This is a genomic window from Ruegeria sp. CJ6 (genome assembly GCF_056536665.1).
On sequence record NZ_JBQFQB010000004.1, the window covers coordinates 1 to 21,671 of the forward strand.

The following is a 21,671-nucleotide window of genomic DNA, read 5'->3' on the forward strand; positions in this document are numbered from 1 at the left end:
CTACAATTGATCACCCCGATCAATTGCTTAACGATCAAACCTCGTCAGGCTCATAACCTGAAACTCAGAGGTTCAAATCCTACTCCCGCAAACAAAAAACACCGTGCAACATCAGATGTTTACGCACCGCCCTAGGGCGGTGTTTCTTTTTGTGCCAATACTTCTAGAAGCACTGTGGAAGCAACGATAGGAAACTTCTTTTCGTAACTAGCCACTTACCCCCTCAGCTCTTTTTTGCCAACTTCTGTGCTTCGCCCACGGTGACCTTGCCGTGACGACCGATGGAAATCCTCTCCTTAGAGCGTGTTGAAGCATTCAGGGAACGAACAACTGGTTCGGCGAACTGCTGTCTTTGGTATCAACTATTTTGGTAATAAAACGATAGCCTGCGGCTTGACCCGCTTGGTGGACGGGGAAATGGAGCGGCGCGGATGACTTGATCTCTGGCGGCGCGTTCGATTTCAGGTGAGCCAGAGCTATCGACGATATCAACCCAAGCCAGTGATCCATCAGGATTAATTTCGAAGAATACCTGCGCAAACCCGCGGACCGGGACATAGACGACGGGCGTTTGATTGAGGTGAACCAGGACTTGTCCGGCATAGTTCGTGGTATCGGAGTTTCCAACGCCGCGACCCGAGGATTGATTTCTGCCACTGCTGGTTCGGAACGGGTCAGCCCCTTCCTTTTGATAAAGGCTAAGCGGCGACTCCAATGTTTGCGTAGGGTTGCGCAAATTGCCGAAGTTACTGAACCCATCGAGCGATTTTGGCGTATCCGTTGCGGGCCTTCTGTCCGGGAGGCGGGGGCGTTTGGAAACAGATACGGCCTGATCGGAAGGCGCGGCTTGTTCTTCTGGTGGCTCGTTTGTTGGCTCATCGACCGAACTTGGGATTTCTGGTTCGACTGCCGTACTCTCTAGTGGAGGGACCGGCGCAGTTGAGGCGTCTGTGGGCGGTAAAGCTGCCAAGCGCTCGGGTTCCGGGTCGACCGCTGACGTTACGGAGGTATCTGCGTCTGTGGCTGGTTCTGGATTGGACGGGGCGACCGGTTTGGTCGGCACCTCTTCTTGTAGCTCTGATCGTGGGGCGACGGGCGCTCCGACATCGGGTGAAGATACCTGCTGAGGATTGGGGGAAGCGACGAGTGTATCGCTGATCGGGATGTCGGCAGTATCGGGCTTAACAGTGTCTTCAACCGGAGGCTCGGGTGTTTCAGCAGAGTCCGGCTGCACCGGGTCCGTCGTGTCTTCGGTGAATTCCTCGAATGTGTTGCCAAGCTCGATCAAACTGACCGATTCCTCATTGGCCCGCAGTTCTGGCAGGCTGGACCCATACAAGCTGATCCCAAAGATATGCAGGATAAGCGAAAGCACACCCGCCAACGCAGCGATGGCTGCTGACTTCCGGATCATTTCAAAGCCTGCTGGGTCACAAGGAAAACAGAAGGCGCGCCATACCGCCGAAGGGCACCGGTTACCTCCATCAATCGTTGGCCTGAAACATTGCGGTCGGGGACAATCCTGACGGGCCCGTCATCATGGCTGGCCATAAAAGCCTCGGGATCGGTTTGCACTCCGCGAAAGCTGAGGATGCCATCGGCGTTCAAGACAAGCGCATCGGGAGGGTCGCGGCCTTCTAGTTCCGATGTGTCGACAAGCTGAAGCTCTGGATCAAGCGGTGGTGCCAGGGTGCCCGCAATCAGAAAGAAGATCAGCATCAGAAAGACGACGTTGATCAGAGGGATGGTCGAGTCTCGTTTGCGGATTGGGCGACCAAAGCGGATCATCGGTCTACTCCAACACCGTGACGGTCAAGCCATCGCGGCCACGCAGCCTGGTCAGCAAATCCACAAGCCGTTGGGCGGACGTATCGGCATCAAGGCTCACCAGAGCCTGACCAGTCCCTATCTGCGCCGGCAGTTCATCCAGCGTCAGCGTTTCGCCATTCAAAGTCACGCGCTCCGCACCGATCTGAATGAAAATTCTCTCCACCGGCTCAGCCGAGGCTGATGCTCCTGAGGTTGCGCTGCTGATTTCGATCTCCGCGAACTTTGAGAAAGTTGAAGACAACATGAAAAACAGCAACAGCAAAAAGATGACATCGATGAGCGGGGTCATCGACATCGGTCGTCTGACAAAGGGTTCCGTGTTACGCATGTTCAGCGTTCAGAATCTCGGTCCTGCCTGAGGCGGACTGGTTCGAGTTGTTCGGGACCAGAACCGTACGCAGTGCTTTGTCCGCAAACACCCGTTCCCGGGCAGTTCGGCTTTCAAACCAAGACAAGACCATTGAAGTCGGCATTGCCACCGCAAGGCCAACGGCTGTTGTTACCAGAGCAACCCAGATGCCACCTGCCAACAATGAGGGATCGACAGAAGACCCGGCAGACTGAAGGCTTTGGAATGCATTGATCATTCCCAAAACTGTTCCGAACAATCCAAGCAGGGGTGCAAGCTGGGCGACCGTATCCAAAAGCCGAAATCCGCGCTCCAGCCCGGCCAGTGCCAATCCAGCTTCGGCATCCAGTCGAGCGTCCAGATCAGGAGTGTCCGGCGCGTCCATGGCGGCTTCGACAAGCGGTGCAAGATAGCTGCTGCTCTGAGCGAGGCGCGCGCGTGCAGTGGCTCGATCTCCAGCATCCCAGGCCTGCAGCGCTTGTGACAGAACCTTGTGCCGCCCTACGCCACAGGCAGCGAACTGCCAAAGCTTGTAAAGAGTAACTGCTACGGTCAGGACCGACATGATAATAAGGATAGCCACAACGGGCCCGCCAAGGGTCAGGATCTCTCGAAGAGAAGAGAGAATATTCATCCAAGCAACTCCACTTCAATCCGGCTGCTGAGCGTTAGGGTCGATTGACAGATGTCGCTCTGGGAGCCTTTTACCACGCATGAACTCGCGCCATTGATCAATGCGCGCCCAACAGTCGTGCAAGACATCTCTGGCAGATCGAACTGACGGACACGTGGGCGATCCAAAGGTAAGTCGCGAAAATCAAAAAGCGAGAGGGTAACGACACTGCCTTCGGTGTCAAATATCACCGTCTCGAATACGGCTTCATCGATAGTGGTTCCGGATTGGTTGGTCACCAGAAAGGTCAGTCTGCAGGCACTACCAACGTCTTCCAAGGCATTGAGCTCTAATGAAATCTCAGCGGCAGGTGCCTCAGCGGATTGGGCCAGAGCTGCAAAAGGAAGCAGGCATGCGAAACAGGTAAGCAGGACACGGAGAGATCTCATTGAAGGCACCTATATGCTTGGGCGAACCGCGATTGCCCGCGTTGTATAGCCGACAATGGTCCTCTCATACCTGATAGTACAATCACTTCAAAGGAGCGCTGAAACGATTGTGAATTCGACCATGTTCGAAGTCATATTCGAGTAAGCTATTTAGCAAAGTGACGTATAATATGGCAAAATGACGGAAAATTACCTCATTTCGTCAAGATACGATCTGCAATCCGAACAAGTCGCCCTTCATAATCAAAAGAAACACAGAATGGAGGCGCGTTTTGAGCTGGAATATTTGCGTAGTCGGGGCGGGGAAGATCGGTCAGATGATCGCGACTTTGCTGAAAACCTCGGCACATTACACGGTGACTGTTGCCGATCACGATCTTGCGGCCCTGTCAGCATTCAAGAAGCGGGGCATTTCTACGCGGCAGATTGATGCCAGCGATAGCGCGGGCTTGGAGAAAGGCCTTAAAGGTTTTGATGCGGTGATCTCTGCCGCGCCGTTCTTTCTGACACCGGCAATTGCAAGCGCAGCTAAAACTGTTGGGGCGCATTACTTTGACCTGACCGAAGATGTCGCCGCCACCAACGCGGTGCGCGAGCTGGCGCAGAACAGCGAGACGGCATTTATGCCGCAATGCGGGTTGGCCCCCGGGTTTGTCGGGATTGCAGGCGCTGCGCTGGCGGCGGAGTTCGATGAAATCGACAGCCTGCATATGCGGGTCGGGGCGTTACCGCTCTATCCGACCAACGCGTTGAAATATAACCTGACTTGGTCAACCGATGGGCTAATCAACGAATACTGCAACCCCTGCGATGCCATTGTGAATGGCGAGAGGGTTAAGACAGCCCCCCTCGAAGATTATGAGCTGATCGGCCATGACGGAGTCGAGTACGAGTGCTTCAATACATCGGGCGGGCTGGGCACCTTGCCCGAGACGCTAGACGGTAAGGCGAAGGCGGTATCCTATCGCTCGATCCGCTATCCGGGCCATCGGGATATCTTGCGCTTGTTGCTCAGTGACCTGGGACTAGAGCGTCGCCGCGATCTGCTGAAAGAGATTTTTGAAACGGCCTTGCCGCGTACGGATCAAGACGTCGTGTTGGTCTATTGCACTGCAAAGGGCATCGTTGACGGCACGTTGCGTGAGAAATCCCTGATCAACAAGTCCTTTGCGCGCACCATCGATGGACAAGTCTGGAGTGCGATCCAAGTAACCACTGCGGCAGGCGTATTGGGTGTCGTCGATCTGATGCGGACAGGGGTTCTGCCCTCGAAAGGCTTTGTTCGGCAAGAGCAGGTAAAGCTTGCCGATTTCCTGAACACCGAATTTGGCCGGCTTTATCGCGCCGGTGACGTTACCGAACAAAACAAGGCGGCTTGAGATATGAAAGACATTATAATGACTGCTGAAACCACGCTTGCGAATTTGGACCTGACTGCAGCGGAGCTTAGCGGCGGGTCGCTGCGGGTGACCTCTCCGATAGATGGCAGCCTGTTGGCCGAGGTTCACGAAACTCCGGTTTCCGAGATGGGGGCCATCTTTGCCCGCTCGAAAGCGGCGTTCAAGGAATGGCGCGTTGTGCCGGCTCCGCGCCGGGGTGAGTTGATCCGACTGCTGGGCGAAGAGCTGCGGGCCGCCAAGGACGACCTTGGCGCGCTTGTCAGTTGGGAGGCAGGCAAGATCACCTCGGAAGGTCTGGGCGAAGTGCAGGAGATGATCGACATCTGCGATTTTGCAGTTGGTCTGTCGCGGCAGCTTTATGGTCTGACCATTGCTTCGGAACGCCCGGGTCACCGGATGATGGAAACGTGGCATCCGGCGGGACCGGTCGGAGTGATCTCGGCCTTTAATTTCCCCGTGGCGGTATGGTCGTGGAATGCTGCGCTGGCGCTGGTTTGCGGCGATCCGGTGATCTGGAAACCGTCCGAGAAAACGCCTCTGACCGCGTTGGCTTGCCAGAAAATCTTTGAGCGGGCGTTGGCCCGGTTTGGTGACGCCCCCGAGGGGCTTTTGCAGACCCTGATCGGTGGTGCCGATCTGGGTGAGGCGCTGGTTGCAAGCGAGGATGTGCCGATCATTTCAGCCACCGGCTCGACCCGGATGGGCCGCGCGGTTGCGCCGATCGTGGCGCAGCGCTTTGGCAAGTGTATTCTTGAGCTCGGCGGAAATAACGCGATGATCGTTGGGCCATCGGCTGATCTGGAAATGGCGGTGCGCGCGATCGTATTCTCGGCTGTCGGGACAGCAGGGCAGCGCTGTACGACACTGCGGCGGTTGATTGTACACAACTCGATCCGCGAGGAACTGGTTGGGCGTCTGAAGAAAGCCTACGCAGGTCTGCCCATCGGTAATCCGTTGACCGAGGGTACGTTGATTGGGCCGTTGGTGGATGAAGCTTCGGGCAATGCGATGATCGCAGCGCTTGAATCAGCAAAGGCCGAGGGTGGTGCCGTGTTCGGGGGTCAGCGCGTGACCGAAGGTGTGCCGGGCGGTGTTTATATAAAACCGGCCATCGTTGAGATGCCTGGCCAGACCGCGACTGTGAAGGCCGAGACCTTTGCTCCGATCCTTTACGTCATGGGCTATGACGATTTTGCCGAGGCGATCGAGATCCAGAACGACGTGCCACAGGGTTTGTCGTCCTGCGTTTTTACACTGAACATGCGCGAAGCCGAGCAATTCCTGACAGCGGCCGGGTCGGATTGCGGGATTGCCAATGTGAACATCGGCCCGTCCGGGGCCGAGATCGGTGGCGCATTTGGTGGCGAGAAGGAAACCGGAGGCGGGCGCGAAAGCGGATCAGATGCCTGGAAAGCCTACATGCGCCGTCAGACCAACACGGTAAACTATTCGGCCGAGTTGCCATTGGCGCAAGGTGTCAAATTCGACATCTGAACTCGAATGTCCGGCGGCACCTGATCGTGCCGCCGGATTCAATCAGCGAACAGGTAATCCAGTTGCATGATCGCTTTGGCCTGATCGGCACTGATCCCCAGAAATTCCGCGATAATCACCTCATTCTCCGAACGATCCGCCGCCTCACGCAAATGGAACAGCCCATCATTCTGGGTGCTGCGGATCAATTCGGATTCGTAAGACAGCGCGTTGCGAAGGGTCGGTAGCAGACGTGCAAGAGAATCCTGTGAGCTGTTCTGGCCCGCAAGACCGACACGATGGGCATGGCCCGTCAGATATTCATCTGAATAGGCACATTCGATTTCCAGAACTCGTGTTTGGGCCTGATCTGCACAGAAATCCTGAATGACGTCCAGATTGGCCGGATCTATGCAGAGTACCAGCCTGTCGCTTTGGAAATAATCGAACAACATACGTGCAACGGCCCGCCGATGGCGCGACCGCTTAATCAGGGTCGTCTCGATTCCACCCAAATCGGGCAATGGCGTATCCTGCTCATCATAGATGTATTCGATGCAGGGAATGGGGGTTTCCGACGCGATCTGGTCAACAAGCCGTTTGGCGACATGCCACTTCTTGCAAACAATCAGAAACGCCTGACGCTCGGGGCCTAACGTATTGCCGACCTCCCAAAAGCGCTGAGCGAAACGTCGTCCTACCCGACCGCGACCGGCAAGGAAGTGATACAGATTACGCCCTTCGTCCGAGATGTGGAACGTGACCCCTTCGCTGGCATAAAGCTGACCCAACCGTTCCTTCAACTCATGAGCCTCGGGGCTGATCTTGCGAGCGAATAGGTAGTTCTGCCCCAACAGCATGTCATAGTGATCATTGTAGAAGGTGACAGGCATGCCATAGTCGGAAAACATCAAAAATGTCAGTGTACGGTTTTCGATTTCCTGCTTCGGGACGAGGTGGCGAACAAGCGTCTGAAAGAACGTCTCGTCCGGAATCCAGGTGGTCGAGAAAAACCGGACCACATCGCGGCGTTGGCGCAGGAAGTCCAGAATCATCTCGACTGTGCGACGGCGCAGGCACCACCACTGGCTGCCGATCTTGACCTGCAGGTCTGCAGGTATGCCGCGGGTCAGACCGAAACGCTTTTGCATTTCGTATGCGGCATAGAACAGGCGCGGCTGATTGCGTTCGTTGAAATAGTGACGATAGATCAGCCGGTCTTCTTTCATTCCGGTCTTAATCCAATTGCTTTCGAAGAAGTCATGGCTTTCGATGAAATCCATGTCGCGTTCATCAAGGAAGCTGTGCACATACTCGGCGGTTTTAATTGCCATGCAATCGCCGGACAGCATGTAAAAATGGGTGACCCTCGGGAACTGATCCACCGCCGCCTGTAATGCATGGAGCGTGGCCTGAACCAGTGACCATTCGCCCCATCCGCATTTGATCCGCTTCGTCGCAAATGCGACGCTGCGGTTATCTTTCAGGGCGTCGCGTATCTGCGCATAATCCGTATCGTTGGCGCGAGCGTCAAAATGGATCGCCATACAATCGCCGGCAGCCGTTAGCTGACTGGCCTGCGCAATGATCGCGTCAGGATCTTTGTGGCACAGCAAGATATAGGCAATCTTTGCCATTTGCGTCTCGTAATTCCCCGTTTCTGCCCAATTGCAACCGTGATACTGAGGATGAGCGATTGAATAAACAGAATATTTTTGGTTCTTTGGGTCAAAATGCCGGAGTATCAATGCGATAACTGGCTAAGGAGGCGCAGTAGATGGGTTTTCCAGGAACATGGATGACCGAAAGTCAAAGCATGGTCTACCGTGTTGTGCCGAAATGCGCCTGCTCGACGATCGGGCAAATCATGTATTTCTCGGATCATGGCAGCTTCTTTGATGGTGACATTCACGACGCCAAGGACGGAATGCACAAGTGGGCCTTTGGTGCCAGTCAGGATCCGATTGCCAGAAATGTTCAATCGCACCAGTCCTATACGTTTACCTGCGTGCGTAATCCCTACACACGCATTCTCAGTTCCTTTTTTGACAAGATCTGTGGCATTCAGCGCAACGGCAAACGCTATCGCGGCAATCTGGTGCCAACGCTGATCTACAATTATGGGATCGAGGTTGGCGGTGACGATGGCAAAGGCGAGTTCGATCAGATCGCCAGTTTCCGCCGGTTTCTGTTATTTGCACGTGACACGATCCGTTGGCGGCGGCCGATGGACCCCGACATTCACTGGTCGGCCATGTCTGGCCATGTCTCGACGCTGATCGCTAATGGCGGGCGATATGATCGGATTTTTTGGACCGAGAAGTTCAACGATGGGATGCAGGGTGTGTTGGACAATCTTGAAACCTCGCATCCCGTGACTCTGTCCGAAATCCCGCGCTTCAACGAATCCGAAGGCCATGGGCCAAAACGCGTGCATCCGGTCGAGGATTACTTTGACGATTTGTCGATGCATCTGGTCTACGAGATCTACAAACAGGATTTTGAACTGTTCAAGTATGATTTCGAAAATCCCGCCAACAAAATGCCGACGGGTGAGATCGATCTAGATGAGATTCACGCCAAGCTGGGTGATTAAGACGCTCGAAGTGTGAGGCTCCCGCCCATCGCCAATGTCTCTTGTGAGACATCTCCTCTGGTTGGGCCCGGCGCCGCGCAATGCGCGGCGCCGGGCCCAAATTCCGAAAGTGGAATCGGCGCAGCCGATTCCATGTATCGGGTGCGGGAGTGTTCGCTCACCCGCAGTGCTTAGACCTGACGGACGGCACCTTTTGCGGCACTGGTCGTCAATTTGGCATAGGCTTTTAGCGCGGTGGACACTTTACGCTTACGTGGTGCAACGGGCTGCCAGCCCTTCTCGTCCTGCTCTTCGCGCCGCGCGGCCAGGTCTTCGTCGGAGACCGCCAGATGGATGCTGCGGTTGGGAATGTCGATTTCGATCGTGTCGCCGGTTTTCACCAAACCGATCTCACCACCTTCCGCTGCTTCGGGCGAGACGTGGCCGATTGATAAGCCCGAGGTGCCACCCGAGAAACGACCGTCAGTCAGCAGCGCGCAGGCTTTGCCCAGTCCCTTGGATTTCAGATACGAAGTCGGATACAGCATTTCCTGCATTCCCGGCCCACCACGCGGGCCTTCGTAGCGGATCACCACCACGTCACCTTCCTTGACCTTGCCGGTCAGAATGTCATTGACAGCCTGGTCCTGGCTTTCGCAGACATAAGCTGAGCCTGTGAATTTCAGGATGTTCTCATCCACACCCGCAGTTTTCACGATACAGCCGTCGCGCGCAATGTTGCCGAACAATACCGCCAGACCGCCATCCTGGCTGAATGCATGCTCTTTCGAACGGATCACGCCGCCTTCGCGGTCAGTGTCCAGCTCCTTGTAGCGGTTCGACTGGCTGAAGGCTTGTGTAGTACGCACGCCGCCGGGCGCCGCTTTGAATAGGTCCTGAGCCTTCGGGTTGTTGGCGACTTTGATGTCCCAGTTGGCAATTGCTTCGCCCATGGTGCCCGAATGCACTGTATGGCAATCCTCATGCAGCAAGCCTGCGCGGCTGAGTTCACCGAGGATCGAGAAGATGCCACCAGCGCGGTGGACGTCTTCCATGTGCACGTTTTCGATGTTGGGCGCGACTTTGCACAAACAGGGCACTTGGCGGCTCAGGCGGTCCATGTCGGACATGGTGAAATGCACTTCACCTTCGTGCGCGATGGCCAGCAAATGAAGCACCGTATTGGTCGATCCACCCATTGCGATATCCAAGCTCATGGCATTTTCGAACGCGTCGAACGTGGCGATTTCACGCGGCAGGAAGCCTTTCTCGTCCAGATCATAGTGGCGCTTGGTGATCTCGACGATGCGGCGACCAGCTTCCAAGAACAACTCTTTACGGTCGGCATGTGTGGCCAGGGTCGAGCCATTGCCCGGCAGCGCCAGACCCAGTGCCTCGGCCAGACAATTCATCGAGTTCGCGGTGAACATGCCCGAGCATGAACCACAGGTTGGACAGGCGTTTTCTTCAATGTGTTGCACCTGCTCATCGGTAAATCGATCATCCGCTGCGGCAACCATCGCGTCGACAAGGTCGATCTTCTTGGCGTCCAGATCGGCGATGTCGATCTTGCCCGCCTCCATAGGTCCACCCGAGACAAAGATCGCAGGGATGTTCAGACGCATGGCCGCCATCAACATGCCGGGCGTGATCTTGTCGCAGTTCGAGATACAGACCATAGCGTCCGCGCAGTGGGCGTTAACCATGTATTCAACAGAATCCGCAATCACCTCACGCGAGGGCAGCGAATACAGCATCCCGTCATGGCCCATGGCGATGCCATCATCGACCGCGATGGTGTTGAACTCTTTGGCGACACCGCCAGCGGCTTCAACCTCGCGCGCAACCATCTGTCCCAGGTCCTTCAGGTGGACGTGACCGGGTACAAACTGGGTGAACGAGTTGACGATGGCGATGATCGGTTTGCCGAAATCGTCGTCTCCCATACCGGTGGCGCGCCACAGGCCGCGGGCACCGGCCATGTTACGGCCATGGGTGGAGGTTCTGGATCGGTACATTGGCATGATGCTGTATCCCTATTGCCCAAACTGCGATATTGGGTGTGTACGTTATAGCGCACGTATCATATGTACGTTATAACGCACAAGACAAATCGCAGGGCGCGGGTATGGAATCGGACGAACTAACGCTAAAACTAAGGGATGTGCGGGCGGCATCCGGGCTGAGCCTGTCAAAAGTCGCGGAACTCACCGGGGTCAGCAAAGCCATGCTGGGCCAGATCGAGCGTGGCGAATCAAGCCCGACCATCGCGACCCTGTGGAAGATCGCGAAGGGTTTCCAGCTCCCGCTGAGTGCATTGATTGGTACTGCTGCAATGCGTGACACGACAGATGCCGATGTGTTCAGTACCGTGAGATTTCCAGGAAGCATCGAAGTCAAGATTGTCTTTCCTTTTGATCCCGCATTGGGGGCCGAAACATTTCATGTCGAGTTGTCACCCAATCAAAGCCACGAATCTCCGGCCCATGCAGCAGGCGTAACCGAAGAGGTTTTTGTTCTGAGCGGAGCTTTGGACGTGCTGCGAAATGGAAACTGGGTTCCGCTGCAATCCGGTCAAGGATTGCGATTTTCTGCGGATGTGCCGCATGGATACCGCGCTGGTGATCAGGGAGCTGCTTTTCTAAATATGCACCACTATTCGCAACCAGCGGAAGTTTCAGAATAGGAAAGCCCCATACAATGACCGCACTACTGGACAGTTTGACCGTCGTCGATGCCATCGGCTCATTCGGGGCTTTGATCGTTGTTGCGGCATATTTTGCGACCCAGATGCGAGTGATGAACTCGGAGGATCTGGCCTTTCCGCTGGTGAATCTTATCGGTTCGGTGCTGATCGTGTTCTCACTGCTGCAGAACTTCAATCTGGCGTCGATGCTGATCGAAGGCTTCTGGATCATCATCAGCGTTATTGGGATCATCCAGTATTATCGCCTGCGTCGTTTGCGATAAATCCAGTGTGGTTGGGACGCTAGCGCTATCCAGCCTTGAACCTGCATCCTGCCAAGTATAGGGAAAACCCAAGCTCGCTTAGGGGAGGCATAGATGCAGGACGATCCAAAAACCCTCGTTTCTACCGAATGGCTTGCCGCACATCTCAAGGATCCGGATCTAAGGATTCTGGATGGGTCGTGGTACCTGCCGCAGCAAGCGCGAGACGCCAAGGCAGAGTATGACTCTGCCCACATCCCTGGTGCGCGGTTCTTTGATATTGATGAGATATCCGACCATCGTTCCGACTTGCCGCATATGGCACCTCCGGTCGAGAAGTTCATGTCGCGCCTGCGCGCGATGGGCGTTGGCGATGGCCATCAGGTCGTGGTCTATGACGGTGCGGGGCTGATGTCGGCGGCGCGGGTCTGGTGGTTGTTCCGTCTGATGGGACAGGACAATATTGCTGTTCTGGATGGTGGACTGCCAAAATGGCAGTCCGAAGGGCGCGAGATCGAAGACCTGCCCCCCATTATTCGCGACCGTCATATGACGGTGCGGGTTCAGAACCACCTTGTCCGCGATGTGACGCAAGTTTCATCAGCCGCGAAGCTTGCGGATCACGAGATCATCGATGCCCGCTCGGCGGCCCGTTTCTTCGGGACCGAAGCTGAACCGCGCGAGGGGTTGCGCTCGGGTCATATCCCAGGCTCGCGCAACGTGCCTTTTGGAATGCTGTTGAACAAGAATGGCACGATGAAGTCGCCCGAAGACTGCCGCGCGGTTTTTGAAGATGCCGGCGTCGACTTATCGAAACCCGCGATCACATCCTGTGGCTCTGGTGTGACTGCCGCAATTCTCAGCCTTGCATTGGAACGCATGGGCAAGAAAGACCACGCGCTATATGACGGCTCCTGGGCTGAATGGGGTGCCTTCCCAACCCTGCCCGTCGCAACCGGAGAGAACTGATGTTCGAGAACCTTAAACCGCAGCCAGCAGACAAGATTCTGGCATTGATGCAGATGTACCGCGACGACCCACGTGATCACAAGATCGATCTGGGCGTTGGCGTCTACAAGAATGCCGAGGGGGTCACTCCGGTGATGCGCGCGGTGAAAGCAGCTGAAAAGCGTATTCTCGAAGAGCAGGAGAGCAAGGCTTATACCGGTCTGGCTGGTGATCCAGCCTTTGCGGACGCGATGATCGACTTGATCCTCGGAAATTCTGTCCCGCGTGGCAACATTGCAGCCGTAGCCACCCCCGGTGGTACCGGAGCCTGTCGTCAGGCGTTTGAGATGATCCGTATGGCCAACCCCACCGCGCGTGTTTTCGTGTCGAACCCCACATGGCCAAACCATTTGTCGATCCTGAACTATCTGGGGATCGAGACAGTCCAATACCGTTATTTCGACGGAGAATCGCGTGGCGTCGATTTCGACGGTATGATCGAGGACCTGAAAACTGCCAATGCAGGCGACGTGGTTCTTCTGCACGGCTGTTGCCACAACCCAACGGGTGCCAACTTAAATATGGTGCAATGGCAAGAGGTCGTGAACCTGATCAACGCGCGTGGCCTCGTCGCAATGATCGACATCGCCTATCAGGGCTTTGGCGACGGTCTGGAAGAAGATGCGCAGGCAACCCGTCTGGTCGCATCGTCAGTGAAGCGCTGCCTGATCGCGGCGTCTTGTTCGAAGAACTTCGGCGTCTACCGTGAACGCACCGGCCTGCTGATGGCGATCAGTGACGATCCGGCACAGACTGCACTGAACCAGTCTACGCTGGCATTTCTGAACCGCCAGAACTACTCATTCCCGCCTGATCACGGCGCGCGGGTGGTGACGACGATCCTGAATGACGATGCTCTGCGGGCAGATTGGGCGACCGAATTGGAAGATGTCCGCCTTTCCATGCTGGGCCTGCGTCAGCAACTGGCTGATGAGCTGCAGAGCCTTAGTGGATCGGATCGATTTGGATTTATCGCCCAGCATCGCGGCATGTTCTCGCGACTGGGGGCCGCGCCAGAACTGGTTGAAAAGCTGCGTGCCGATCACGGCATTTACATGGTCGGTGACAGCCGTCTGAACATCGCTGGTTTGAACGCCAATACTGTGCCCATTTTGGCGCAGGCGATTGTCGATGTCGGCGTCTGAGCGATATCTTTGAATGAAGGAAAACCCGGGCGCGAACGCCCGGGTTTTTTTGTTTTACTTGGTTGGCTATTAGCCCTTGGAGAATTCCGGATACGCTTCCATACCCAGTTCAGCCATGTCGAGGCCGTTGATCTCGTCCTCTTCGCTAACACGGATACCTACGGTGGCCTTCAGGATCGACCAAAGGATAAGAGCAGCACCAAAGGTGAAGACACCATAAGCAATGATCCCGGTCAGCTGAGTGATCAGGCTGGCTTCGCCATAGAAGATCACGGCGATGGTGCCCCAGATGCCAGCGAACAGGTGGACCGGGATGGCGCCGACTACGTCGTCGATCTTGAACTTGTCCAGCATCGGAACCGCGAAGACCACGATGATACCGCCCACAGCACCGATCCACAGAGCGCCGAACAGGGTTGGGGCCAGCGGCTCAGCAGTGATCGACACCAGTCCCGCCAGCGCGCCGTTCAGCACCATGGTCAGGTCGGGCTTTTTGTACAGCAGCTGTGTCATGATAAGGGCGGCAACGGCACCGGATGCAGCAGCCATGTTGGTGTTGGCAAAGATGCGCGATACGTCCGAGACATCTCCTACAGTGCCCATCGCCAGCTGCGAACCACCGTTGAAGCCGAACCAACCCAGCCACAGGATAAAGGTACCCAGAGTGGCCAGAGCCAGGTTCGAACCAGGCATCGGGTGCACTTTACCGTCCTTGTACTTACCGATACGCGGCCCAAGGATGAGAGCACCTGCCAGAGCCGCCCAGCCACCGACCGAGTGCACGATGGTCGAACCAGCGAAGTCCGAGAAGCCTGCTTCGGACAGCCAACCACCACCCCACTGCCACGAGCCCGAGATCGGGTACATGATGCCGGTTAGGACAACAACGAAGGCAAGAAAGGGCCACAATTTGATCCGTTCAGCCACCGCACCGGACACGATCGAGGCGGTCGCTGCGACAAAGACCAGTTGGAAGAAGAAATCCGAACCGATTGAGGCGTAGTCAAGCGCCGCAGCATCTGCACCGACACCCACTGGGTCAAGCACGGTAGTCGAGAAGAACGGGCCCAGCCAGCCAGAAATGGTCCAACCATCACCGGGGTACATCAGGTTGAAGCCGATCAGCCAGTACATGATCGCGGCGATCGAAAACAGTGCGATGTTTTTGGTCATCTGCATCGCGACGTTCTTGGACCGCACCAGCCCGCCTTCGAGCATGGCAAAGCCTGCAGCCATGAAGAACACCAGGAAACCGCCCATCAGGAACAGCAGCGTGGTGAAGATATATTGGGTGTGTTGCGCGGGCTCTCCGGTAGCGGCCTCTTGCGCAAGACCGATCTGCGGCAGTGCGACGATCGCAGCGGCAGGGATGAGAGATTTCATCAGGTTCATTGTTAGTCCTCGAGTGATTGTGAGTAAGCGCGCTTAAAGCGCCTCTTCGTTGGTTTCCCCGGTCCGCACGCGCAGGGCTTGCTCGACATCGAGGACGAAAATCTTGCCGTCACCGATCTTGCCGGTCTTGGCGGTTGTGGTGATGGTTTCGACGATCTGGTCGGCCATGGTGGCGGGCACCACGATCTCGAGCTTGATCTTGGGAACGAAATTCACGGCGTATTCGGCGCCGCGATAAATCTCGGTGTGACCCGATTGCGAGCCAAACCCTTTGATCTCAGTCACCATCATGCCGCGCACGCCCGCGTTGGTCAGTGCTTCGCGCACCTCCTCAAGCTTGAACGGTTTGATTGTCGCAATGATCAGTTTCACGTCTTTCCCCTCTACTACTCCGGAAGGCCCGGCATTTTGCACCTGCAGAAAAATGCGCGAGGGAGGTTCAGATGGAACGTTTTCGGAGGGTGAATTAGGGTAATAAATCAGTAATTATGCACAATTTTTGCACAAAATACGCTGTTTGGTGAAAATATAGGCAAACCTGTAAGGGGAAATACCGGAATTTCACACCTCTACATGACTGGCCTAGCGGGGTATGGTGCCCCAAAAGCATAACCGGGCAGAGTTTGAGCATGACTGAGTCCAACCGTCGCAAATCGCGCCTTGTCGCGGATAAAAGGTACCCGTCCAAAGGTCGAAAACCTACGGCGACCAAGCGGGTTGCAAAACCTGCTGGTAAGAAGTCGACGGCCCGAAAAGCCGCTCCGCGCAAAACGGCGCGGAAGAAAACGCGGCGCAGTTCTGGTGGGAAGGGCGGTGGCATTTTCCGCCGGCTGTTCCGCTGGTTCTGGCGCATAATTTGGGGGATCAGTTGGAGGGTCGGCGCAGTGGCGGGGTTGCTGTTGGCGCTGGCGGTGGGTGTTGTTTACACCTCATTGCCGGATGTCGATGCCCTGCTTGATGGGCGGGCACGTGGTTCGGTGACCTTGCTGGATCGCGACGGCAAGGTCTTTGCCTGGCGCGGCGATCAGTTTGGCGGCGTGATTACGGCGGATACAGTTTCGCCGCATCTCAAGAACGCCGTGATTGCAACCGAGGATAAACGGTTCTACCGCCATTTCGGCGTCAGCCCGCGCGGTGTCGCCAGCGCGGTACGCATCAACCTGAGCGAAGGACGTGGACCGCTGTCTGGTCACGGTGGTTCAACGATCACCCAGCAAACCGCGAAACTTCTATGCCTGGGTGTGCCTTATGAGCCCAGCGAATGGGAGTCTGAGGCTGCATATGAAGCCGATTGCCGTCAGGGTTCGCTATGGCGCAAGGCGAAAGAGGCAGTTTATGCCATTGCGATGGAGGTCAAATACTCCAAGGATGAAATTCTGACGATCTATCTGAACCGCGCCTTCCTCGGTGCGGGAGCCCGCGGCTTCGAGGCCGCCAGCCAGCGGTATTTCGGTATTTCGGCAGCCGAAGTGTCTCCGGCCGAGGCGGCAATGCTGGCAGGTCTATTGGTGGCCCCGACACGCTATGCGCCAACGAACAACCTACAACGTTCACAAGATCGGGCACGTTTGGTGGTTGGGCTAATGGAGACTCAGGGCTATCTGAGCAGCGCGCAGGCCAGCGAGGCCCGCAGCCGTCCGGCGCAGTTATCCGAGGCCGCTGCCGCGCGTGCTGGTGGTTACTTTGCCGATTGGGTCATGGCCAGCGGGCCTGAGTTTTTCACACGTAACACAACCGAGGACGTGGTGATCCGAACCACACTAGATCAGCGCATTCAAACGTCGGCAGAAGAGGCGCTGAAATTCATCTTCCAGGAGAAGGTGCGCGAAGGGTCTAAAGCGCAGGCCGCCATTGTCGTGATGTCGGCGGATGGCGCGGTTCGAGGTATGGTCGGTGGGCGCAAGACCCGTGTTTCGGGGGCGTTCAACCGGGCTACGCAGGCTCTGCGTCAAACGGGTTCGTCGTTCAAACCGTTTGTCTATGCGACGGCCTTGGAGTTGGGATATTCACCGCTGGACACGGTGATGGATGAACCAACGTGCTGGAACATCGCAGGTTCAGGTCAGTGGTGCCCGAAGAACTACACCAATAAGTTCTATGGCCGGGTGACATTAGCAGATGCGTTGAAGAACTCGTTGAATATTCCCGCAGTCAAAGTGGCGGATATCTCGGGGCTGGACAACGTGCGCACGGTTGCCAGTGGTTTCGGCCTTTCAAGTGATCTGGCCGAGGGACTCGCGCTGGCGCTCGGCGCATCGGAAAGCACGCTGATAGAGATGACGGGCGCTTACGCTGGTATCCTGAACGGCGGTTCAGCGGTGGAACCCTATGGCCTGACCGAGTTGAAGCTGCTTGGTGAGACCGATCCAGTTATGATCACGACAACCGGTATCGGTGAACGCGTCATCAACGACAAGGCCGCCAAACAACTGACCTGGATGATGGAGCGTGTGGTCTCTGAAGGTACGGGTGGGCGCGCGAAGCTGCCGGGCTGGCAGGTGGCGGGCAAGACCGGCACGACCCAGGCCGCGCGGGATGCCTGGTTTATCGGATTTACCGCGGACTACGTTACGGGCGTTTGGATGGGGTATGATGACAATACGCCGTTGTCAGGTGTCACGGGTGGAGGCTTGCCGGCGGAGATATGGAAAGAGACCATGCTGCGCGTGACAGAAGGGATGACGCCCACGCCGTTGCCCATGTTGGCGCCGGACCCACCGGTTAGAACCGCGCAGCCGCAGCAACAGCGCCGTAAGAATCAAACCGGTTTGGACCGTGCGATCAACAACCTGCTAAACAACATCTTCGGAAACTGACGAACAAAAAAAGGCGGTGCGCTGGGCACCGCCTTTGCTAGTCTGAATGATCGTAAGATCAGACGCTTTCGTCTAGCGCTGCCAGAATTGCATCACCCATTTCGCTGGTCGAAACCGGCTCAACCCCTTCTTCGGCCAGCAGGTCAGCTGTGCGAACGCCGTCGGCCAGAACCTTCTCGATCGCCGCTTCCAGACGATCCGCTTCGTCGCCCTGATCAAAGCTGTAGCGCAGTGCCATGGCGAAGCTGAGGATACACGCAATTGGGTTGGCCTTGCCTTGACCTGTAATGTCCGGGGCCGAGCCATGAACGGGTTCATACATGGCCTTAGGGCGGCCATTCGCCATCGGTGCGCCCAGCGAGGCAGACGGCAGCATGCCCAAAGACCCGGTCAGCATCGCTGCGCAATCGGATAGTACATCTCCAAACAGGTTGTCGGTGACGATCACGTCAAACTGTTTGGGCGCGCGCACAAGCTGCATCGCGCCGTTGTCTGCATACATGTGTGACAGCTCGACCTCGGGGTATTCCTGACCGACACGTGTCACGACCTCGCGCCACAGGATGCCCGATTCCATCACATTCGCTTTTTCCATCGAGCACAGTTTCTTGTTCCGGCGCATCGCCAGCTCAAACGCGGAACGTGCTGCGCGTTCGATCTCGGATTCGGTGTAGCGCTGGGTGTTGATGCCAACGCGCTCATTGCCTTCTTCAAAGATGCCGCGCGGCTCACCGAAGTAGACACCCGATGTCAGCTCGCGCACAATCATGATGTCGAGGCCAGCGACCACATCCTTCTTTAGCGAAGAGAAATCCGCCAGCGCGTCGAAGCACTGAGCTGGGCGCAGGTTGGAATACAGGTCCATTTCCTTGCGCAAACGCAGCAGTCCGCGTTCGGGTTTCAGGCTGAAATCCAGATCGTCATACTTAGGGCCGCCAACAGCCCCCAGCAGAACAGCGTCGACCTCTTGTGCCTTGGCCATGGTCTCATCCGACAGGGGCTTCCCGTGCGCATCATAGGCAGCGCCGCCGACCAGATCCTCGCTCACGTCAAATTGAAGACCGCGATTGGCGCCGAACCAATCGATGATTTTGCACACTTCGGCCATAACTTCCGGGCCAATTCCGTCTCCGGGCAGGATGAGGAGCGAGGGGTTGGTCATCGACAGTCTCCTTGCGTTTTGTCGCACAGGCCCTAGCGTTTGCGGCGCATCGGGTCAATGAGACGAACCCATCAAATCACGAGGAAACCACATGCTGACACCCGGAAATCCGGCCCCATCGCTAAAAATCGAAACAGTAAGCCATGGCACCTTTGATCTTGAGCGCGACACTGGCGAAAACGGAACGCTGGTGATTCAGTATCGCGGTCTGCATTGCCCGATCTGCGTTCGCCAAATGGGTGAGGTCGAGGCTGCGCTGGGTGAATTCGCCGAGCTGGGGGTTGAGGTGATCATGATCACCACGGATACCGACGAACGTGCGGCCGAGACGGTTGAGAAGGCCGGAGTGTCGAAGCTGCGCGTAGGATACGGCCTGTCCATGGCCGACGCGCGGGATGTCTGGGGCCTGAACATCTCGGTGGCTCGTGAAGGTAGTGCCGAGCCAGCGTTGTTCGCTGAGCCGGGACATTTCTATATCAAACCTGATCAGACCCTCTATTACGTCTGGCAGCAGACAACGCCTTTTGCGCGACCGCCGATGTCGGACATCGTCGGCGGTTTGAAATTCACCTTGGCCAATAACTATCCTGCGCGCGGCACCTATACCGGCGCGCTGTAGGCGGTTTTAAAGCCGGGCCTTCAACCCGTCGGCCAGCAGATCCCAGACTCTGCGAATGCGCGGGGTCTGTCGCATCGCCTGAGGGGCAGCCAACCAGACCGGCAGCACCGGTATCTCGACATCAATATCTAGCACTTCGACCAGAGGATCGGACTGCGCGATGCTGAGTTGGCTGAAGCCCACCCCACACCCTGCGCGGATCAATTCCCAATAGGCGGTCTGGTTGTCGCATCGCGTGGCAAAGCTGTCCCGGCTGGCAGGCCAGCCCTTGTTCCGCATAGCGGTGATAATGTCTTCATTGGTGTCAAATCCCACAAGGTCGTGCTGCATCAACTCTGTCGGGGTCATTGGTCGCCCTGCACGATCCAGATAGCTTTGGGCGGCGCAGAAACATAACGGAACCTCACCGATATGCTTTGCCACGATGTCGACCTGTTCGGGCCGATACATGCGCACGGCAATATCGGCTTCGCGGAACAGCAAGTTTTCGCTGGCATCCGAGGCGACCAGATCAAGCTGAATCGCCGGTTCTGCCTCACGGATTGCGGCAAGTATCGGCGGCAACAGGTGATGCGATACAAATACCGAAGCGGTGATCCTGACCGACCCTTCCAGCTGTTGCGCCTGACCCGCTGCCGTCAGCCCCAGGGCATTGACTGCGCTGTACATCTGCTGCGCCATTGGCAGCACTTGCTGCCCCACCTCGCTGAGCGTCAGTCCACGCGCGTGACGATCAAACAGCGAGACCCCCAATTCTTCTTCCAGCGCATGCACCTGACGTCCAAGCGTCGGCTGGCTGCGACCCAGTTGCTTTGCGGCTGCGGATAGTGAGCCGGTTTCGGCAACCGCCAAAAAGCTTTGAACTAAGGACCAGTCGGATAGTTGGAGTGTTTTAGCCATTCAAAAACGAATACATAATCTGCGATTATTCGCAATTTCCAAAACATCGTGAATGAATAGATTGATCCGGAACGGAGGGATCAATGCCACAAACCGTACTTATTCTCGGGGCCAACGGTCGATTTGGGCGCAACGCTGCAAGAACCTTTTCGGATGCGGGATGGATTGTGCAAAGGTTTGATCGACGCAGGGAGGAATTGCGCGCGGCGGTACATGGAGTAGACGTCATCGTGAACGCCTGGAATCCGCTTTACCCCGACTGGGCGGAGCAGGTGCCAGAGTTGCATCGTCAGGTAATCGCCGCTGCATCAGAGCGTGACTTGACGGTCATTGTCCCGGGGAACGTTTATGTTTTCGGTGCGGATACGCCCGGCCCCTGGTCTACCAGGACACCGCATCTTGCGCGAAATCCGCTGGGACGCATTCGGATCGAGATGGAAGAGGCTTATCGTGCCTCGTCGGTTCGGACCATCATGTTGCGGGCAGGTGATTTCATAGATACCACGGCTTCTGGCAATTGGTTCGATCAGATTCTCATCAAACACTTGCGGCGCGGGCGCTTTGTGTATCCCGGCAATCCGGATATCGAGCATGCTTGGGCCTATCTGCCCGATTTAACTCGCGCTGCTGTGGAATTGGCAGAAATGCGCAACCTGCTACCGCGTTTCTGCGATGTCCCCTATGCTGGATACACCTTGACCGGCAATGAAATGGCATTGGCGCTTTCGCAGGTTGTGGGGCGTGAGCTTACCCTTAAACAGATGGCGTGGTGGCCCCTGCAACTGGCCCGCCCGTTCTGGCGGATGGCACCGCATTTGCTTGAGATGAGGTATCTGTGGGACACACCGCACCGGCTGGACGAGCACTTCTTTGATGCGCTGCTGCAGGAATTTACACAGACTGATCTGAGCGAGGCGTTGAGGAACGCCGTTCCCGCACCCGTGTCTGCTGAATCTCCCCAACGAATGGGCACAGCGTTGCGGTCATGACC

Annotated in this window: 21 protein-coding genes; 10 read left to right on the forward strand and 11 right to left on the reverse strand. The window is 56.5% G+C overall.

All coding sequences use genetic code 11. The annotated features are described in order from the left end of the window. Positions 1 to 358: 358 nt before the first annotated feature. From ACR0BT_RS12225 to ACR0BT_RS12245, 5 genes are read right to left on the reverse strand one after another with little or no spacing between them, the layout of a single operon-like run. Complete coding sequence (locus ACR0BT_RS12225; protein ID WP_480763248.1) at positions 359 to 1,414, reverse strand: energy transducer TonB family protein; 1,056 nt, start codon at positions 1,412 to 1,414, stop codon at positions 359 to 361. Beyond that, a complete protein-coding gene (locus ACR0BT_RS12230) occupies positions 1,411 to 1,788 on the reverse strand; it encodes an ExbD/TolR family protein (RefSeq protein ID WP_170515817.1) in 378 nt (125 codons plus the stop codon). The genes ACR0BT_RS12225 and ACR0BT_RS12230 overlap by 4 nt, the downstream gene beginning before the upstream one ends. Positions 1,789 to 1,792: 4 nt before the next feature. After that, positions 1,793 to 2,125: an ExbD/TolR family protein gene (locus tag ACR0BT_RS12235; protein WP_480763249.1), complete on the reverse strand. Its 333-nt coding sequence runs from the start codon at positions 2,123 to 2,125 to the stop codon at positions 1,793 to 1,795. Positions 2,126 to 2,150: 25 nt separating this feature from the next. Beyond that, complete coding sequence (locus ACR0BT_RS12240) at positions 2,151 to 2,813, reverse strand: MotA/TolQ/ExbB proton channel family protein (RefSeq protein ID WP_480763250.1); 663 nt, start codon at positions 2,811 to 2,813, stop codon at positions 2,151 to 2,153. Continuing rightward, entirely contained in the window at positions 2,810 to 3,241 is a 432-nt protein-coding gene (locus ACR0BT_RS12245; protein WP_170395121.1) for a hypothetical protein, read from the reverse strand. The genes ACR0BT_RS12240 and ACR0BT_RS12245 overlap by 4 nt, the downstream gene beginning before the upstream one ends. Positions 3,242 to 3,513: 272 nt before the next feature. Here ACR0BT_RS12245 and ACR0BT_RS12250 point away from each other — a divergent pair, with 272 nt between their 5' ends. Beyond that, entirely contained in the window at positions 3,514 to 4,620 is a 1,107-nt protein-coding gene (locus ACR0BT_RS12250) for a saccharopine dehydrogenase NADP-binding domain-containing protein (RefSeq protein ID WP_170395124.1), read from the forward strand. A gap of 3 nt (positions 4,621 to 4,623) precedes the next feature. Further along, positions 4,624 to 6,135: an L-piperidine-6-carboxylate dehydrogenase gene (amaB, locus tag ACR0BT_RS12255; protein WP_480763251.1), complete on the forward strand. Its 1,512-nt coding sequence runs from the start codon at positions 4,624 to 4,626 to the stop codon at positions 6,133 to 6,135. Between the two features lie 38 nt (positions 6,136 to 6,173). On the opposite strand, the gene ACR0BT_RS12260 is transcribed toward amaB, so the two are convergent. Next, positions 6,174 to 7,751: a DUF5928 domain-containing protein gene (locus tag ACR0BT_RS12260; protein WP_480563164.1), complete on the reverse strand. Its 1,578-nt coding sequence runs from the start codon at positions 7,749 to 7,751 to the stop codon at positions 6,174 to 6,176. Positions 7,752 to 7,891: 140 nt separating this feature from the next. On the opposite strand from ACR0BT_RS12260, the gene ACR0BT_RS12265 reads away from it, so the two are divergent. Further along, entirely contained in the window at positions 7,892 to 8,710 is an 819-nt protein-coding gene (locus ACR0BT_RS12265) for a sulfotransferase family protein (protein WP_170423261.1), read from the forward strand. A 170-nt stretch (positions 8,711 to 8,880) separates the two neighbouring features. On the opposite strand, the gene ilvD is transcribed toward ACR0BT_RS12265, so the two are convergent. Further along, complete coding sequence (ilvD, locus tag ACR0BT_RS12270; RefSeq protein ID WP_170395133.1) at positions 8,881 to 10,713, reverse strand: dihydroxy-acid dehydratase; 1,833 nt, start codon at positions 10,711 to 10,713, stop codon at positions 8,881 to 8,883. A gap of 104 nt (positions 10,714 to 10,817) precedes the next feature. Between ilvD and ACR0BT_RS12275 the strand changes: the two genes are divergently transcribed. From ACR0BT_RS12275 to ACR0BT_RS12290, 4 genes are all read left to right on the forward strand, one after another. Continuing rightward, positions 10,818 to 11,375 (forward strand): XRE family transcriptional regulator, encoded by a 558-nt coding sequence (locus ACR0BT_RS12275; RefSeq protein ID WP_170395136.1) that lies wholly within the window; start codon positions 10,818 to 10,820, stop codon positions 11,373 to 11,375. A 14-nt stretch (positions 11,376 to 11,389) separates the two neighbouring features. Continuing rightward, positions 11,390 to 11,659, forward strand: a complete 270-nt coding sequence (locus ACR0BT_RS12280) for a CBU_0592 family membrane protein (RefSeq protein WP_170395139.1) — start codon at positions 11,390 to 11,392, stop codon at positions 11,657 to 11,659. A gap of 93 nt (positions 11,660 to 11,752) precedes the next feature. Beyond that, the gene (sseA, locus tag ACR0BT_RS12285; RefSeq protein ID WP_170515509.1) at positions 11,753 to 12,607 is read left to right on the forward strand and encodes a 3-mercaptopyruvate sulfurtransferase; all 855 of its coding nucleotides are present in this window, start codon (positions 11,753 to 11,755) and stop codon (positions 12,605 to 12,607) included. Next, positions 12,607 to 13,791 (forward strand): amino acid aminotransferase, encoded by a 1,185-nt coding sequence (locus ACR0BT_RS12290; RefSeq protein ID WP_170515810.1) that lies wholly within the window; start codon positions 12,607 to 12,609, stop codon positions 13,789 to 13,791. The genes sseA and ACR0BT_RS12290 overlap by 1 nt, the downstream gene beginning before the upstream one ends. 69 nt (positions 13,792 to 13,860) lie before the next feature. Here the strand turns inward: ACR0BT_RS12290 and ACR0BT_RS12295 are convergent, their stop codons facing one another. Together ACR0BT_RS12295 and ACR0BT_RS12300 are read right to left on the reverse strand one after the other, a co-directional pair. Further along, the gene (locus ACR0BT_RS12295; RefSeq protein WP_480763253.1) at positions 13,861 to 15,183 is read right to left on the reverse strand and encodes an ammonium transporter; all 1,323 of its coding nucleotides are present in this window, start codon (positions 15,181 to 15,183) and stop codon (positions 13,861 to 13,863) included. 33 nt (positions 15,184 to 15,216) lie between these two features. Further along, positions 15,217 to 15,555 carry a P-II family nitrogen regulator gene (locus tag ACR0BT_RS12300; RefSeq protein ID WP_039541190.1) on the reverse strand — a complete coding sequence of 113 codons (339 nt, stop codon included), beginning with the start codon at positions 15,553 to 15,555 and terminating at the stop codon, positions 15,217 to 15,219. Positions 15,556 to 15,812: 257 nt separating this feature from the next. Between ACR0BT_RS12300 and ACR0BT_RS12305 the strand changes: the two genes are divergently transcribed. Further along, on the forward strand, positions 15,813 to 17,999 hold the full coding sequence (locus ACR0BT_RS12305; protein ID WP_480763254.1) for a transglycosylase domain-containing protein: 2,187 nt from the start codon (positions 15,813 to 15,815) through the stop codon (positions 17,997 to 17,999). Positions 18,000 to 18,057: 58 nt separating this feature from the next. Here ACR0BT_RS12305 and leuB read toward each other — a convergent pair whose 3' ends face one another. Further along, the gene (gene leuB, locus ACR0BT_RS12310; protein WP_480763255.1) at positions 18,058 to 19,161 is read right to left on the reverse strand and encodes a 3-isopropylmalate dehydrogenase; all 1,104 of its coding nucleotides are present in this window, start codon (positions 19,159 to 19,161) and stop codon (positions 18,058 to 18,060) included. Between the two features lie 91 nt (positions 19,162 to 19,252). On the opposite strand from leuB, the gene ACR0BT_RS12315 reads away from it, so the two are divergent. After that, complete coding sequence (locus tag ACR0BT_RS12315) at positions 19,253 to 19,780, forward strand: redoxin domain-containing protein (RefSeq protein ID WP_480763257.1); 528 nt, start codon at positions 19,253 to 19,255, stop codon at positions 19,778 to 19,780. A gap of 6 nt (positions 19,781 to 19,786) precedes the next feature. Here the strand turns inward: ACR0BT_RS12315 and ACR0BT_RS12320 are convergent, their stop codons facing one another. Continuing rightward, complete coding sequence (locus tag ACR0BT_RS12320; protein ID WP_170408710.1) at positions 19,787 to 20,680, reverse strand: LysR family transcriptional regulator; 894 nt, start codon at positions 20,678 to 20,680, stop codon at positions 19,787 to 19,789. A gap of 83 nt (positions 20,681 to 20,763) precedes the next feature. Here ACR0BT_RS12320 and ACR0BT_RS12325 point away from each other — a divergent pair, with 83 nt between their 5' ends. After that, positions 20,764 to 21,669 carry a sugar nucleotide-binding protein gene (locus ACR0BT_RS12325; protein WP_480763258.1) on the forward strand — a complete coding sequence of 302 codons (906 nt, stop codon included), beginning with the start codon at positions 20,764 to 20,766 and terminating at the stop codon, positions 21,667 to 21,669. Positions 21,670 to 21,671 lie beyond the last annotated feature (2 nt).

What these genes read in the sequence shown, in the direction of transcription:
- ACR0BT_RS12290 (WP_170515810.1), top strand. Translation starts at nt 12,607, where the DNA reads ATGTTCGAGAACCTTAAACCGCAGCCAGCAGACAAGATTCTGGCATTG.
- ACR0BT_RS12325 (WP_480763258.1), top strand. Translation starts at nt 20,764, where the DNA reads ATGCCACAAACCGTACTTATTCTCGGGGCCAACGGTCGATTTGGGCGC.
- ACR0BT_RS12315 (WP_480763257.1), top strand. Translation starts at nt 19,253, where the DNA reads ATGCTGACACCCGGAAATCCGGCCCCATCGCTAAAAATCGAAACAGTA.
- amaB (WP_480763251.1), top strand. Translation starts at nt 4,624, where the DNA reads ATGAAAGACATTATAATGACTGCTGAAACCACGCTTGCGAATTTGGAC.
- ACR0BT_RS12280 (WP_170395139.1), top strand. Translation starts at nt 11,390, where the DNA reads ATGACCGCACTACTGGACAGTTTGACCGTCGTCGATGCCATCGGCTCA.
- ACR0BT_RS12235 (WP_480763249.1), bottom strand. Translation starts at nt 2,125, where the DNA reads ATGTCGATGACCCCGCTCATCGATGTCATCTTTTTGCTGTTGCTGTTT.
- ilvD (WP_170395133.1), bottom strand. Translation starts at nt 10,713, where the DNA reads ATGCCAATGTACCGATCCAGAACCTCCACCCATGGCCGTAACATGGCC.
- ACR0BT_RS12225 (WP_480763248.1), bottom strand. Translation starts at nt 1,414, where the DNA reads ATGATCCGGAAGTCAGCAGCCATCGCTGCGTTGGCGGGTGTGCTTTCG.
- leuB (WP_480763255.1), bottom strand. Translation starts at nt 19,161, where the DNA reads ATGACCAACCCCTCGCTCCTCATCCTGCCCGGAGACGGAATTGGCCCG.
- ACR0BT_RS12295 (WP_480763253.1), bottom strand. Translation starts at nt 15,183, where the DNA reads ATGAACCTGATGAAATCTCTCATCCCTGCCGCTGCGATCGTCGCACTG.
- ACR0BT_RS12230 (WP_170515817.1), bottom strand. Translation starts at nt 1,788, where the DNA reads ATGATCCGCTTTGGTCGCCCAATCCGCAAACGAGACTCGACCATCCCT.
- ACR0BT_RS12260 (WP_480563164.1), bottom strand. Translation starts at nt 7,751, where the DNA reads ATGGCAAAGATTGCCTATATCTTGCTGTGCCACAAAGATCCTGACGCG.
- sseA (WP_170515509.1), top strand. Translation starts at nt 11,753, where the DNA reads ATGCAGGACGATCCAAAAACCCTCGTTTCTACCGAATGGCTTGCCGCA.
- ACR0BT_RS12245 (WP_170395121.1), bottom strand. Translation starts at nt 3,241, where the DNA reads ATGAGATCTCTCCGTGTCCTGCTTACCTGTTTCGCATGCCTGCTTCCT.
- ACR0BT_RS12320 (WP_170408710.1), bottom strand. Translation starts at nt 20,680, where the DNA reads ATGGCTAAAACACTCCAACTATCCGACTGGTCCTTAGTTCAAAGCTTT.
- ACR0BT_RS12240 (WP_480763250.1), bottom strand. Translation starts at nt 2,813, where the DNA reads ATGAATATTCTCTCTTCTCTTCGAGAGATCCTGACCCTTGGCGGGCCC.
- ACR0BT_RS12305 (WP_480763254.1), top strand. Translation starts at nt 15,813, where the DNA reads ATGACTGAGTCCAACCGTCGCAAATCGCGCCTTGTCGCGGATAAAAGG.
- ACR0BT_RS12275 (WP_170395136.1), top strand. Translation starts at nt 10,818, where the DNA reads ATGGAATCGGACGAACTAACGCTAAAACTAAGGGATGTGCGGGCGGCA.
- ACR0BT_RS12265 (WP_170423261.1), top strand. Translation starts at nt 7,892, where the DNA reads ATGGGTTTTCCAGGAACATGGATGACCGAAAGTCAAAGCATGGTCTAC.